Origin of the sequence: Marinomonas ostreistagni (assembly GCF_016888445.1) — a bacterium.
GTDB lineage: Bacteria > Pseudomonadota > Gammaproteobacteria > Pseudomonadales > Marinomonadaceae > Marinomonas > Marinomonas ostreistagni.
Window position 1 is genome coordinate 116,154 of sequence record NZ_JAFEKF010000005.1, and the last position, 14,005, is coordinate 130,158.

At 48.1% G+C, this 14,005-nt stretch carries 14 protein-coding genes and 1 rRNA gene; 11 read left to right on the forward strand and 4 right to left on the reverse strand.

Annotated features, from left to right (window positions below; all coding sequences use genetic code 11):
* Window positions 1-130 precede the first annotated feature (130 nt).
* A complete protein-coding gene (locus JQX58_RS13480) occupies window positions 131-1,363 on the reverse strand; it encodes an NAD(P)/FAD-dependent oxidoreductase (RefSeq protein ID WP_204147393.1) in 1,233 nt (410 codons plus the stop codon).
* 235 nt (window positions 1,364-1,598) lie between these two features.
* Here JQX58_RS13480 and JQX58_RS13485 point away from each other — a divergent pair, with 235 nt between their 5' ends.
* The 8 genes from JQX58_RS13485 to JQX58_RS13520 all read left to right on the forward strand — a co-directional run bounded on the left by JQX58_RS13485 (window position 1,599) and on the right by JQX58_RS13520 (window position 10,518).
* Entirely contained in the window at window positions 1,599-2,570 is a 972-nt protein-coding gene (locus tag JQX58_RS13485; RefSeq protein WP_204147394.1) for a TRAP transporter substrate-binding protein, read from the forward strand.
* Window positions 2,571-3,083: a TRAP transporter small permease subunit gene (locus JQX58_RS13490; RefSeq protein WP_204147395.1), complete on the forward strand. Its 513-nt coding sequence runs from the start codon at window positions 2,571-2,573 to the stop codon at window positions 3,081-3,083.
* A 1-nt stretch (window position 3,084) separates the two neighbouring features.
* Entirely contained in the window at window positions 3,085-4,386 is a 1,302-nt protein-coding gene (locus tag JQX58_RS13495; protein WP_204147396.1) for a TRAP transporter large permease, read from the forward strand.
* Between the two features lie 133 nt (window positions 4,387-4,519).
* On the forward strand, window positions 4,520-6,283 hold the full coding sequence (locus JQX58_RS13500; protein WP_204147397.1) for a putative bifunctional diguanylate cyclase/phosphodiesterase: 1,764 nt from the start codon (window positions 4,520-4,522) through the stop codon (window positions 6,281-6,283).
* Between the two features lie 110 nt (window positions 6,284-6,393).
* Window positions 6,394-6,825, forward strand: coding sequence for a DUF7282 domain-containing protein (locus tag JQX58_RS13505; RefSeq protein WP_204147398.1), 432 nt, complete (start codon window positions 6,394-6,396; stop codon window positions 6,823-6,825).
* 163 nt (window positions 6,826-6,988) lie between these two features.
* Window positions 6,989-7,639, forward strand: coding sequence for a 2OG-Fe dioxygenase family protein (locus tag JQX58_RS13510; RefSeq protein ID WP_204147399.1), 651 nt, complete (start codon window positions 6,989-6,991; stop codon window positions 7,637-7,639).
* A gap of 161 nt (window positions 7,640-7,800) precedes the next feature.
* The gene (locus JQX58_RS13515; RefSeq protein ID WP_204147400.1) at window positions 7,801-8,820 is read left to right on the forward strand and encodes an amino acid ABC transporter substrate-binding protein; all 1,020 of its coding nucleotides are present in this window, start codon (window positions 7,801-7,803) and stop codon (window positions 8,818-8,820) included.
* Between the two features lie 12 nt (window positions 8,821-8,832).
* Complete coding sequence (locus JQX58_RS13520; protein WP_204147401.1) at window positions 8,833-10,518, forward strand: GGDEF domain-containing protein; 1,686 nt, start codon at window positions 8,833-8,835, stop codon at window positions 10,516-10,518.
* Here JQX58_RS13520 and JQX58_RS13525 read toward each other — a convergent pair.
* Window positions 10,508-11,053 carry a DUF2057 family protein gene (locus JQX58_RS13525; protein ID WP_204147402.1) on the reverse strand — a complete coding sequence of 182 codons (546 nt, stop codon included), beginning with the start codon at window positions 11,051-11,053 and terminating at the stop codon, window positions 10,508-10,510. The two genes, JQX58_RS13520 and JQX58_RS13525, sit on opposite strands and share 11 nt — an antisense overlap.
* A 228-nt stretch (window positions 11,054-11,281) precedes the next feature.
* Here JQX58_RS13525 and JQX58_RS13530 point away from each other — a divergent pair, with 228 nt between their 5' ends.
* The gene (locus JQX58_RS13530) at window positions 11,282-11,947 is read left to right on the forward strand and encodes a 7-cyano-7-deazaguanine/7-aminomethyl-7-deazaguanine transporter (RefSeq protein WP_204147403.1); all 666 of its coding nucleotides are present in this window, start codon (window positions 11,282-11,284) and stop codon (window positions 11,945-11,947) included.
* 68 nt (window positions 11,948-12,015) lie between these two features.
* Complete coding sequence (locus JQX58_RS13535; RefSeq protein WP_204147404.1) at window positions 12,016-12,300, forward strand: TIGR03643 family protein; 285 nt, start codon at window positions 12,016-12,018, stop codon at window positions 12,298-12,300.
* A 71-nt stretch (window positions 12,301-12,371) separates the two neighbouring features.
* On the opposite strand, the gene JQX58_RS13540 is transcribed toward JQX58_RS13535, so the two are convergent.
* Window positions 12,372-12,782, reverse strand: a complete 411-nt coding sequence (locus JQX58_RS13540) for a DoxX family protein (protein WP_338040740.1) — start codon at window positions 12,780-12,782, stop codon at window positions 12,372-12,374.
* A gap of 271 nt (window positions 12,783-13,053) precedes the next feature.
* Here JQX58_RS13540 and JQX58_RS13545 point away from each other — a divergent pair, with 271 nt between their 5' ends.
* The gene (locus tag JQX58_RS13545; protein ID WP_124936429.1) at window positions 13,054-13,212 is read left to right on the forward strand and encodes a YqaE/Pmp3 family membrane protein; all 159 of its coding nucleotides are present in this window, start codon (window positions 13,054-13,056) and stop codon (window positions 13,210-13,212) included.
* A gap of 582 nt (window positions 13,213-13,794) precedes the next feature.
* On the opposite strand, the gene rrf is transcribed toward JQX58_RS13545, so the two are convergent.
* Window positions 13,795-13,909: ribosomal RNA gene (rrf, locus tag JQX58_RS13550) — 5S ribosomal RNA — on the reverse strand.
* Window positions 13,910-14,005 lie beyond the last annotated feature (96 nt).

The following is a 14,005-nucleotide window of genomic DNA, read 5'->3' on the forward strand; positions in this document are numbered from 1 at the left end:
TACCTCCATTTCGTTTGATTTGATTCTAAGGTAGACACTTTCAGGCAAGAAAAAAACCTTTGAACTCTATTCTTCCTTTTGTTTGCAAGTTCACAAAAAGCAGACACCAATACTGACTATTTCATGCTTTTTAGACTAAGCGTGCGGGGCTAAGCGCCGTCGTCAATGAACTCACCTGACCTGCAATCAGCTCACTCAATAGCAGTGCTGTAGTCGGACCTTGGGTAAAACCTTGGTGTCCGTGACCGAAATGAAACCACATGTTTTGATGCTTTGGCGCCGCACCGACAAGTGGCAACATATCTGGCATACACGGCCGTGTGCCATACCACTGAGACTCTCGCACACGCGCCCCAAGTGAGAGCAGATTGCCCAGTTGCTCAACACCACGCTTTAGTTGCTTCGTATTGGCTGGCGCTGCCATATCAACCAAAGCCGCCCCAGTGGTGACACGAATCCCCCCCGTCATGGGTGCTGCTAAAACACCGTTGGCCACATCTAAAAATGGACGCTTTAAAGGCTGTTGCGGTTTGTAATGACCGTGATAGCCGCGTTTGTATACCATCGGAATATGATAGCCAAACCGCTTAAGAAGTTGCGGTGACCAAGGTCCCAAAGCAACCACCACATGCGCAGCACTCAAGCGGCCATCTGTTGTGTCGACCGACCAGCCTAACGTGCTTTGCTGAAGGCTATTCGCATCACCTCGAGCAATGTGTCCACCACGTGCAACAAACAGTTGTGCATAGGCTTGAGTTAACGCCCCAGGATCGCTACAGCTCCAGCTCTGCAGCCAGTGTACAGCACCAATCGGCGCCTGCTTCAAGGCTGGCTCTTCGGCCATATATTGCAGCCCATCCACAATACGCGAGGTCACACCATACTCGGACAACATACGCTCAGCACGTTGTGTCGCCTCACGAAAACTGGCTTCATCTCGATACAACATGGCCAAACCATCGCGTTTGATCATCGCTTCTGACTGAGAAGCCTCGATTAACGGCTGATGATCGGCGGTGGCTCGCGCGGCCAGCTGTGCATAAACCTTCGAAATTGTCTGATAGCGCAGACCACTGGAATTACGATAATAGCGCCATAACGCGGGGGCCATTTTTAAGCTAGCCGCCAAATCCCACGTCACATCATTGCTTTTGCCGGTGGCGTAGCGCAGTAATGTGGCCATATCTTGAGGCAGTGCGTACGGTTCAGCCGCTTCTGTCTGGATGATGCCGGCATTGCCAAAGCTGGTTTCAAGCCCTGGCTCAGTACGATCGACGATCACAACATCATGACCCGCTTGCTGTAACGCCAAAGCGCTAGAAACACCGACCATGCCAGCGCCCAACACGATAAATTCCGCCATACCACCTCCCTTCTGAGCTTTATTTAAGTGTCAGCATTTTTTGATCGTTACGCAAACTCGTCGCAACCAGATTATTTTCTCGCTTGTTAAGCGCTCAAGATGACTTGGCTCAAGCCTTGCTTCCATGAGTACCAAGGGCTGTCGCCAGCGCAACAAAGTTGGTCGCTCTGCGGTGGCTTTCACAAAAAATTACACATATAGTAAAAACAGATTCACGGAACAAGGAACACATAGAATGATAAAAACAGCAGGCGCTTTGGCCACCACACTCCTCGCATCTCAGGTCATGGCAGCGAATTTTGACTTTTCAAACGAATACAACACCAACTCGATTCACGCCCAAGGCGATCAATACTTTATTGAAAAAGTGGCTGAGTTAAGTGACGGTGAAATCGATATCACTCTGCACTCTGGTGGTGCATTAGGCTACAAATCCGCTGACCATTTCTATGCGGTAGCAGACAATGCGGTACAAATTGCCGACACGTTGGCTGGTACCATGTCTGGTATTGATCCGATCTTTTTGCTGTCCTCTTTACCTTTCTTAGTGGAAGGCGAAGATCAGGCAGAGCTGCTTTATAACATTGCTAAACCTTACTATGCCGAAGTGTTTGAAGATAACAATCAAGTGCTGCTGTACGCCTCACCTTGGCCTGCCAGCGGCATTTGGTCTAAAGAAAAAGTCGATTCGGCTGAGTCACTTAATGGCTTAAAAATCCGCTCCTACGATAAAAACGGCACGCTAACGTTACGTGAAGCCGGCGCTTCTCCAGTGAAGCTTTCTTGGGCTGACGTGGTGCCACAGCTTTCCACCGGTGGTATTGAAGCCGTACTGACCTCGGCAGATGCCGGTGCCAGTGGCAGCTTCTGGGAGCACCTAGACCACTACAGCGCCATCCAATATGCGATCCCATTAAACATGGTGCACATGAACCGCGATGAGTTCGAAGACCTCTCCGACGCTGAGCAAGATGTCATCATGGAAGCGGCCAAGTTAACCGACGCTCATAACTGGGAAACGGTGCGTCTGCGCGTACAAAACAACTACCAAGAGCTGACCGAGCACTCTGTGGCGATTCATGATGACTTACCAGATAGCTTCATTGAGCATCTACAAACCGCAGCCCAGCCTGCTCTTGAAGAGTGGCTTGACGATGTCGGTGAGCGCGGTGAAAACATCCTAGCGGAATTCGAAAAAGAGAAATAAATGCTGTTGAACTTTTTATTGGCATGCTCCAGACGCCTGAATCAGGTTTCTGGCGCCATCGCCATGCTGCTTATTGTCTATGTGCTTGGGCACATTTTATTAGAAATCGTACTACGCCTGTTTGGCACCTCAACCTACGTGTTGGATGAGTTTGTCGGCTATGCAGTGGCGACTCTAACCTTCTTGGGTTTGGGTTACAGTTTAGAGCGCGGCGGTTTGATCCGCGTCGGGCTAATCATCGAACGGTTACCTGTTAGTAAGCGTTGGCTGTTTGATTTGTTCGCCTACCTTGTGTCGCTGGCGATGTTTAGTTGGTTGTTTAGCTATTGGCAAACCAATGTCTGGCGCAGCTACAAACGCGGTATCACCAGCGAATCCATCATGGAAACGCCGCTTTGGATTCCGCAAGGGTTAGTACTCGTCGGTTTAGGTTTACTGTGTTTTACCTTGCTAACCCACGCTTTGATTTTGCTGTTTCGCCAACAATCCCCCGAGCTAAAACAGGACGTGTAGTATGGACATTCTTTTCTCTGCTTTGGGCGTGATTGGCCTGATTTTAATCGTGCTTGGCTTAGGTGTCTGGGTCTTCGCAGGTTTAGCGATTGTTGCTCTGCTATCATTGGTGATGGTCGGTGATGTCAGCATTGATCGTGCCGGCGCCATTTTAAGCCGAATCATCTTTCGGGCAGGTAACTCGTGGGAGTTAGCCGCGATCCCGCTGTTTATTTTGATGGGCGAATTGATCTTTCGCTCAAACATTTCCGATCGTTTATTCCGTGGCCTAGAGCCTTGGACACGCCACATCCCTGGCGGCATTTTGCATACTAATGTGTTTGGTTGTGCCATGTTTGCTGCAGTCAGTGGTTCGAGTGCAGCCACTACGGCGACCGTCGGCAAAATTACCACTAGTGAGCTACAAACACGCGGCTATGATCGTCAATTATCGATTGGCTCGTTGGCAGGTGCTGGTAGCTTAGGTTTGTTGATCCCGCCATCAATTGTCATGATCGTTTACGGGGTTCAGGCCGAAGTTTCAATCACCAAATTGTTTATGTCTGGTGTCTTGCCTGGCTTACTAGTCGCGGCGCTCTATACCGGTTACTTAATGACTCGGGCGCTGCTCAATCCAAGTATTGCGCCCAAAGAAACCGGTACCACGGTCACTAAGCTACAAAGTCTAGGCTTGCTGTTTCCGGTGATTCTGTTGATCAGCATTGTCATGGGTGCTATCTACTCAGGCATCGCTACGCCGTCTGAAGCAGCCGCTGTGGGTGTCTTGGCTACCTTGGTCTTATTACTGGTAGAAAAGCAACTGAGCTTTGCCATGCTCAAAGAGGCCTTGGTTGGCACGCTATTAAGCTCGACCATGGTGTGCAGTATTTTGATTACGGCGGCTTTATTGTCGACCGCAATGGGCTATTTGCACTTGCCTGCTGACTTGGCCAGCTACATCGCCAGCCTTGATCTATCACCGGCTTGGTTGCTGTTGGCTCTGGCACTCTTTTACGTCTTGCTGGGGCTCTTTTTAGACGGTATCTCGATTACCGTTATGAGCTTGCCGATTACCTTACCGATCGTTATCCAAGCGGGCTTTGATCCACTTTGGTTCGGTGTGTTTTTGGTGATTATGGTGGAGCTTGGGCAGATTACACCACCCGTTGGCTTTAACCTGTTTGTGTTGCAAGGTCTGACGGGAGAAAAAATTGGCCGCGTCGCCAAAGCGTCGTTCCCGTTCTTCATTTTGATGTGTGTGGCAGCACTACTGCTGTGTCTATTCCCAGACATTGCTCTGTGGCTACCCAATCAAGCGTCTTAATGTCTGCGCCCGCTAATAATATCCATTAGCGGGCTTTTTAACCCTCAACTGGTCGAACTTTGCTCTAGATCAAATATAAAATTCCATCGTTGGCTAATCTTAAGGGCTTAATATCGCCTTGAGTGCTCACAATATGGACCTTTCCACCGCTCTACAAACCCCATCACTACTGCTTAGTCGCCCTGTCATCGACTTATTTCGTGATGCAGTTGTGATTACCGATCACCAAGGCTTGATACTTGAGGTCAATCAAACCTATTTAGACATCACGGGGTACACCGAGCAAGAGCTGTATGGCGAACGGCCAGCCAAAATCCAATCCGGTCATCACAGTAAAAGCTTTTATCAAGCGCTATGGCACGATCTGACACATAAGGGAGTTTGGGAAGGCGAGATTTGGGACCGACGTAAAAATGGCGAAGCGTTTCCTAAATGGTTAAAAATCCAAGCTATTCGCGCCCCGCAAGACGGCAGCATTACTCATTACATTGGCGTGTTTTACGAAACCCAAAGTACGCATCCAGATCTCGATGAACGTGATCGCATTGCCAATATTGACCCCCTCACGGGGCTCTATAATCGGCGCAGCTACCGCGAATCACTTACCCGCGCTATTCGCTTACATCCTGAAGGCAGCCAAATTGTTCAGCTGTTTATCGATATTGATTGTTTTAAACTGATGAACGAGCGGTACAGCTATGTGGTAGGTGATGATCTCTTAGCGGCTTTTGCCAAACGCCTGCAACAAGCTTGGCATGCCTGCAGTCTTGAACTAGGCGCGTTATTACCCTATCAAGAGCGTCTACTGGCGCGCTTTAGCGGGGATGAATTTGCCTTTGCCTGCTGCCTACCCGCCACTTATGCATTAGATACTGAGCAGTTCATGATGCAGCTGTCAGCCCGACTGAGCGAGCCTTATGTGGTACGCGGCCATACAATTAAGATCAGCACCAGTATTGGCATGTCGCGTTTTACGCAAGATGCTCACTGTGAAGAAGAGCTGATCGCTCATGCTGAGTCGGCCATGTACATTGCCAAGCAAAATGGTGGCGATTGCTCAGTATTGTTCACCCAAAGCATTCAAGAGCAATTGGTACGCCGCAAACAAATTGAAGAAAGCTTGCTCGAGGCCATTCGCGATAATCAATTTGAACTGTACTACCAGCCCAAAGTGGGTGGTTTGTCACGTCAAGTCTGTGGTTATGAAGCCTTAGTGCGCTGGCGCCATCCTCAGTTGGGCCTCCTCTCGCCAATTGAATTCATTACTATTGCCGAAGAAACGGGCGCGATTCTGCCCCTTGGCGATTGGGTCTTAGAACAAGCTTGTTTATACGCCAAACAAATCAACGATATGGGGCTGACCAACCTGCCTGTCTCGGTCAATGTATCAGCGGCGCAAATGGCCGATCCAAGTTGGCTGGATCGCCTGCTCATGGTGTTGGAGCAAACTCAGCTTCCTCATCACTTGATTGAACTTGAGTTAACTGAGAGCCAGCTGTTAAAAGACATCGAAAACTCTACGGACATCATTCACTACATTCGCTCCCTAGGCATAAAAGTAGCGTTAGATGATTTTGGCACGGGCTATTCGTCATTGAGTTACCTACGCAATATTCCTCTGGATACTCTGAAAATTGATCGTTCATTTGTGGCACAAATCCAAGAAGGCAACAATGATTACGACATGGCGGTTATTAAAGCGGTCTCAATGCTGGCGAAACAATTGGGCATGCATTTGGTCGCCGAAGGCGTAGAACAGCTCGATCAAGAAAAAATTCTCGCTGAAATCGGCTGCGATCAGCTGCAAGGCTATCTCTACAGCAAACCCGTACCAGCAGACGAGTTTTTGGCGTTATGTCTGGACAACCTAAAGCTGGACATTCGCTCTGAGACATAATTATTTTTCTATGCGGTGAAACTTTCCTGAAATGCCATCGTGAATAACAGTACTGACACCACAAACGAGTGTCATTTTTGTTGATCTCTCACGCACACAGGAAGGTAACTATGAACGCTTTATCACTAAAATCTTTGACTTGCGCTACATTAACTTTCGCTGCTTTAAGCACGACTTCTCTGGCGCTTGCAGGCCATCACGAAGTCAGCGTAAAAGCGATGGATCAAGATGTATCAGGCGGCACAGTAACAGCGAGTTCGATTACAGCTGATGCCAATGGCTGGTTAGTTGTACACCGCACCGACAGCAATATGAAACCTGGCCCTGTAGTTGGCTATGCACCGCTCAAAAGCGGTAAAAACAAAGAAGTGACTGCTATTTTGCAAGAGCCTGTCGCATCAGGTGATATGTTGATGCTTATGCTTCACGGTGAAGAAGGCGGCTCGCGCACCGGTATATTCGAGTACACTCTAGGTGCTAAAGAAGACGGTCCAGTTCGCATGGATGGCAAGCTAGTGATGGATATCATCACCGCTAAATAATCCGTACCGCCCTATCATGCTCAAGGCCCTATACGGGTCGCTGGGCATTGGCTTTTTCCTACCAAATACGTCTAACCCGTCTACACTCATAAATGAGCTACCCGCTTAATTAATAATCTGAAGCGTTGCGCACGATCTGCCAACGACTAAGGAGGATATGACCATGTTGACGACAAAATCGGCACAACAAGCCTTTTGCCTTGAGCTTGGGCAACTGACTCATGACGCGGTGGATCATCTCGCGCCATCCTTTGAAAGCCTTCCTGATAACCCATATGCAGACGGACACTATCGCCTGCGCCGCTACTCGCGTTTTGAATTTCGCAACGATACGCTAACGCGCTTGCCTACTAGAGCTTTTGTACAGGATGCCAGCATCAATCACTTTCAAGGCGACGTAAAACGCACCTACCCAGAAATCGAAGACGCTACAGTGGCAGACAACTGCTTTGTGGAGCTGTTTGAGCACTTCCAAAAAATGGCCGACTTACCTGAAGGTGCCACCATTGAAGTCCATCAGATGCGTATTTTTGCTGATCATCATGAGGTACAAGTTGCGCCCGAGGGTATTCACCAAGATGGTTTCGACCGTATCGGTATTTATGTGATCCAGCGTTGTAACATTCGTGGTGGTGAAGTCAGTGTGCATACTGGCGAGAATGCACCGGCACTGCTCAAGTATCCGTTAGATCATGGAGAATTTGTCGTGCTCAACGATAAGAAGTTTTATCACTATGCAACGCCAATCGTCCCTAGAGATGGCGAACTAGGCTATATGGATGCTTTTGTCCTGACAGCCAACTTCAAGCATTAAGTTAAGTGAGTCGCTTAGCGGCTCACGACTCCCCAAAATCTCGTTACGAATCTTTACCGTTTTACGTCAATGAAAGAGCCATTTCCTTGCGCGAGCATTGGTTTTCAAGCTTCAAGTTAGATATATTAAAACACTCTAATAGCTTGCTTCAGGAAGCCTACATGAGCCGATTTTCCTTGATTATGTCCCCTTTTGCTATCATCTTAGGACTAGGTCTCATCGCCAATACGGCCCCAGCAGCCACGCTGGATGATGTTCGCCAACGTGGTGATTTAAACTGTGGCGTCTACCCAGATGACCCAGGGCGCAGCGCCTTAAATAGTGAGGGACAATGGCAAGGCTTTTACGTCGACTTCTGCCGTGCCGTCGCAGCAGCGGTGTTTGACACCCCAGAGTATGTCAATTACGTCGAGGTAGGCTCCGCTTCACGCTTCACGTCCTTGGTCGACCGCTCCACCGATGTCGTCATGTACAGCTCAACTTGGACACTCGGTCGCGAGCATACCTACCAAGTCTCTTTCCCAGCCCTGTATCTTTTTGACGGCCAAGGCTTTGTAGTGCGTAAAAGTGCCAATATCGATTCGCTCGCCGAGCTCAATGGCAAAACCGTGTGTGTTACCGCGAACTCCACCACCCAACAAAACCTTGAGGACTACATCGCAGCGCATCAATTTGATACCGAAGTCGTGTATGCCAATGGCGATCAGTTTTTCCGTGGCAGCGTGTGTGATGCTTACAGTGCCGATCGTATGAACTTAGCAACTAACTTAGCCAATCGCGTTGGCCACCCAGAGGGCTATAAAATTTTACCGGATACGTTATCACGCGAGCCGATAGGACCCACGGTACGCAATGATGATGCCCAGTGGGAGCGCATTGTACGCTCGGTCGTTCATGCGACGATTTTGGCCGAAGAGAAAGGTATTACTCAGGCCAATGTTGATCAAATTCGTGAAAATAGTCACAACATCGAAACCCAAAATCTATTAGGTGTGCATGGCGATATTGGTGCGCAGCTTGGCTTAGGTGATGACTGGGGCTATCAGGTGATCAAAGCTGTGGGTAATTACGGCGAAATCTACAACCGACATTTTGGCCCAGAGACACCGATTGGCCAAGAGCGTGGTTTAAATGCGCTATGGCGTGATGGTGGCGTACTCTATGCTCCGCCCTTTAAATAACGGCGAACTCACATGAAAGTACGGCCTACTCTGTCTGCTCCAGGCTTTCATCGTATTGGTGTACGTCTCAATATCGTGTTGCTGGGGATTATCAGCTTCTTTTTGATCGCCTGCGGCTACGGTATTTGGACTCTGAACACCCAAGCAGAACAGTTTCGCTCATTGACCAACACCTACTATGATCGCGCTATGTTGGCAGCCGAGCTGTCACGCGATGCAGAGCTGATTGCCACACAAGCGATGGAAAAGGCCGTCACCCAACGCTTAGGAAACATCGATGCCAATATTTTACAGTCTGATATCACGCGTATGTTTAGCGTCGCGCGCAATAAGTTAACCACCAACGATGCTCAAGAAGAGCAAATCCTCCAAGAGATTGATCGCCTCACTGAGCCCTATTTCAGTAAACTGACTGAGTTTTACCAAACCATCGAACAACAGCAGCGCCTCAAGCGCTCGATGGATCAAATCATTCGTGCCACGGAACAAGCTCAGAACCAATTAGCCGAGGCATCGGCCTCAGCTTTTAATAAGCATTTACAGCAGCTTAATGGCGCTCTTTTGCTGATGTTCCAAGCGGACCGACCAGGCTTGCTCGCACGCCGTCAACAGCAATTGGAGCAGGCGCTGATAAACCTTAATAACCTGTCGGATTTGACACCTTCACAACAAAATCTTCGTACAGTCGCGCAAGGTTATGTCGCCGAGGCACGTTTACTACAAGAGCAACTGAGTCAAGCGGACCTGATTACTCTAGCAGCCATGCGCGAAACACGCTTGTACGCGCAACGCCTGAGTAGTGCCTGTTATGATTTCTATCTGCTGGTTAAGCAAGGCGCCGAAAAAGCTGCATTGCAGCATACCCAATACACAGACTCAGTCACCCGCAACATGGCTATTTTAAGTGTACTGTTAATCGCCTTAATCGCACTTGCATACTGGCTTATCCAACACTTTATTATTCACCGTCTCAACCACTTAAGCACTGTGATGCTGCAACACAAAGAAGGGAATCCTCAGCCTATTCCCTTGGCAGGTAATGATGAAATAACGTTAATCGGGCAAGCGTTTAAAACCTTTGTCGACGCGACTAATACCGCGCGTCGTGATGCCAACCTCGCGCAACAAGAAGCGGAGCAAACCAATCAAAAGTTAACTGAATTGAATGCATCGTTACGTCAGCAGAGCAACACCGACGAACTGACACAAATCGCCAATCGCCGCGCATTTTTCCACTGGCTAAATGATGTCTGGCCACAGCGGCAAAAATACTTGAGCATCAGCATACTGATGATCGATATTGATTGGTTCAAAGCCTATAACGACCATTATGGCCATCAGCAGGGTGATATATGCTTGCAAAAGGTCGTGGCACAACTGAAAGCAGCCTGCGCGCCTTATAATGCGCATTTAGCGCGCTACGGTGGTGAAGAGTTTATTGTCGCCGTCTTAGACATTTCTTCAGAGCAGGCCCATACCCTAGGAGATGAGATCCTCAAACAGGTTGAGGGAGCACACCTGCGCCACGACTTTGCCCCCAAAGGTATCGTCTCGGTAAGTATCGGAGTCGCAACCCAAGATTGCGACTCTCCAAACTTGTCATTCGAACGTTTAATCTCTAAAGCCGACCAAGCCCTTTATAACGCCAAAGATCGAGGTCGCGATCAAGTGATGGCAATGCCTGAAACTACTGCTTAAGCACCCATTGCTTGATGCTTTCGCGCTGTGTTTCATTGGCTTGTAAATACAATAGCTGTATCGACTTCAGTAGATCATTATTGACTTCCTTTTGCTCTACCTTACGCACAAACTCCGTACCTTTGGACTCATTGTATTGATCCAAAATATCCTGCACACCCTCTTTGGGTAAACGCTCCTCCGTCAACGGCTCAAAGTCTACAGTTTTAACCGCGCCATTACCGTACTTCACCCGCCAAACACTGCGGTTCTCAAAATACAGACTGGCTTGGCTTAAGGTATTCAGCTCAGGGGCTAATAATTCAATTTCATCACTGGCTAAGGTGTCGATATGCATGAGTAACGGCGGTGTCTCATACTCTACCTCGCGCCCACCATCTCGTAAGTGCTTACTGTAACGAAAGACAATCTGATGCCCCCCAGAGCGCAGGTCGCGCGGGGTGGTATTAACGGCTTTAACGACTTTGCCATCTAATGCTAATAGCTCGATATTTTTATCCAAATACAAGGCACCAGCACTTGCCCATGAAGACATGCTGACTGCCATCGTCAAAGCCACACTCTTTATTCGCCACATCATTATTCTCCACTGGCTCTTAATCGCTTTACTGTAGCGCAAACCCAGACAATTAGCTTCCCCCATAGACAGTGCGATTGGTTAAGGTATAATCAGCGCCCTGTTTGACCATTCGGTTGAACTCAACAATCAACTTAACGCTCGATTTGGGTTCCCTTACCCCAAACCAACCAAAAAGGTATCACCATGAGTTCATTCACGCCTCAGCAGCAGGCTAAAGCGCTGCGTTATCTCGTCGCCTTCCATCTGTTAATCATTGCCAGTAGTAACTACCTTGTGCAGCTTCCCTTCACAGTATTGGGTTACCACACCACCTGGGGAGCACTGACATTTCCGTTTATTTTTCTGGCAACCGATCTCACCGTACGTATCTTTGGGCCAGCCCTAGCACGTAAAATCATCTTACTGGTGATGTTTCCGTCATTGCTGGCCTCTTATGCGCTCTCAGTTCTGTTTTATCAGGGGCAATTCCAAGGCTTCCAAGCATTAAGTGACTTCAACTTGTTTGTCGCACGTATCGCTATTGCAAGCCTAATGGCCTACTTACTGGGGCAAATTTTAGATGTATATGTGTTCAATAAACTACGCACACTGCGACGCTGGTGGGTTGCACCAGCAGCCTCTACTGTCGTTGGCAACGGTCTTGATACGTTAGCGTTCTTTGGCATTGCCTTTTACCAAAGCCCAGATGCATTTATGGCAGCCCACTGGCAAGAGATCGCATGGGCTGATTACGGCTTTAAACTGATTATCAGTTTAGGGTTATTCATTCCCATGTACGGTGTACTACTCACCTACTTAGTGAAAAAAATCACCGCCACCCAAACCGATTTTAAGCTTGCAAACGTATAACAGATACGCAAAAGCCGCGTTTTACAACGCGGCTTTTTTGTCTGCAATAGATACAAAGAGGCTTGAAGATGCGAGCAACACACACTGTCGAGCAGCTCAATGCTGAATCACAATCTCGTCTTATTGAAATGGCTTGGGAAGATCGAACACCATTTGAAGCCATCGAGCATCAATTTGGTTTGGCAGAACAAGATGTCATACGCTTCATGCGCGCCCAGCTAAAACCAAAAAGCTTTCGCAACTGGCGTGCGCGAGTCTCGGGGAGAGCGACTAAACATAGTCACTTAAGGAGCTCTGAGGTGCTTAGAGGCTATGCTAAAGCACAATACAAACCCAAGCATGGTCAGAAATAAGGCTTCTCTGAAGCGATCACAAGCGCTCTCATCAGCGCTTGTGATTAGCATAGTTAAATCTCAACTAACTATTATTTAGCGGATAACGTTGGCTTTAAGGCAAACTTGCCATCGCCCGCTAACGCCAAGACCAATAACGCCAGCGCCCAAAACGCGGGGAACTCCCAGCCACCGTTAGGACTATCAAAATAGAAACCCGCTGCACCATGCACCATAACAATTGAACCTAGCAGAATAGGGATCAACGTAATCGCAAAGAAGCGAGCGTAAACACCTAGAATCAGAGCAACACCACCAATCAACTCCCACCCCATACCAAGGTATGCAGAAAAACCTGGCAAGCCTAAGGACTCAAAAAACTGAGCCGTACCCGCAGGCGTAAAGACAAAGAACTTTAGACCGAAGTGCATTAAAAATAAGCCACCTAGAGCGATGCGCAATAGAAACAAAGCATAGGGAGCAGTACGTTGATCAACCATCATATTATCCTCAATAAGTGAACTAATTGAGAGCATCATAGCAGTAAACTAATAAATTATAATTACACCAAAAAACACTTATTTATTTCTTGAAAAGAAATAGTTGTTTTGCAATCAAGTACACAATATGACCCCTTATAAGCACTGTTTGAAGAGTAAGAAACAAACGTCACGAAACTGTGTAAAGCCCTTCGTCAGCCTTGCTAATAAATGCTTTAAGAGCCAAAGTAATAGGTACGAGATGATCATTCACCGCGAGAGAGGAGAGCTTCACATGGATTTAATTCGTATTTTGTTTGCTATTTTACTACCACCACTTGGCGTCTTTCTTCAAGTTGGTATCGGTGGTGCTTTTTGGTTAAACATCTTGCTAACGATCCTTGGTTACATACCAGGTATCATTCACGCGGTCTGGGTGATCGCTCGCCGTTAAAGCGTGCAACGCTTTTTCATGATTGAGTTCCTTATTTGCCCAGCTCCCCGCTGGGCTTTTTTTATCTGCACAAAAACATACCGCACATAACTTTTTCGCTAATAAACTAAACACACCTACTAAGAAGCTGTTACGCCCAGCAAGCGCTGCTTGCGATCGCGCGTGAAACGCCCTCGTACAAGAACCGAAGCCCTGAAGAAACTTTGAGGTAGGGGTCATAACCCTTTTGCAGCGCCCATTTCATATTGGCGCGTGGTGCCGATATGTGGCGCGCAAAAGGCGTTATGACGCCGACTTTTACTGATAGACGGTATCGCGGCCTATTTTCGCCAGACGTAAAAAAGCCCTGACCGACGATACTCGAAATGATGAAGGGTTATGAGACGACGACCACAATGATCTGAAGCTTCGCTTCATCCCCTGCGGGCATCCTTCGGATGTCTGCCACTGGCTCCTTCGGAGCATCGTGTCATCACATGGATCCGTTGTAGTGGACAGATAGGTGACGAGGTTCCACTTTTTAATTCAGGAAAGTAAAAAACCCCGCCCTGCTTCGCAGGACGGGGTTCTTTTAATTTAAAAGCTTGACGACGACCTACTCTCACATGGGATCTCCCACACTACCATCGGCGATGGCGCCTTTCACTTCTGAGTTCGGGATGGGATCAGGTGGTTCAACGCCTCTATGATCGTCAAGCAAACGGGTTTGCGTTCGTTTTGGGTAGCTTGTTGCTTTTTCCAAAACACGCAAGTTCATAAACTTGATGTCTTCAACAATTGTCTTTTGAAACAG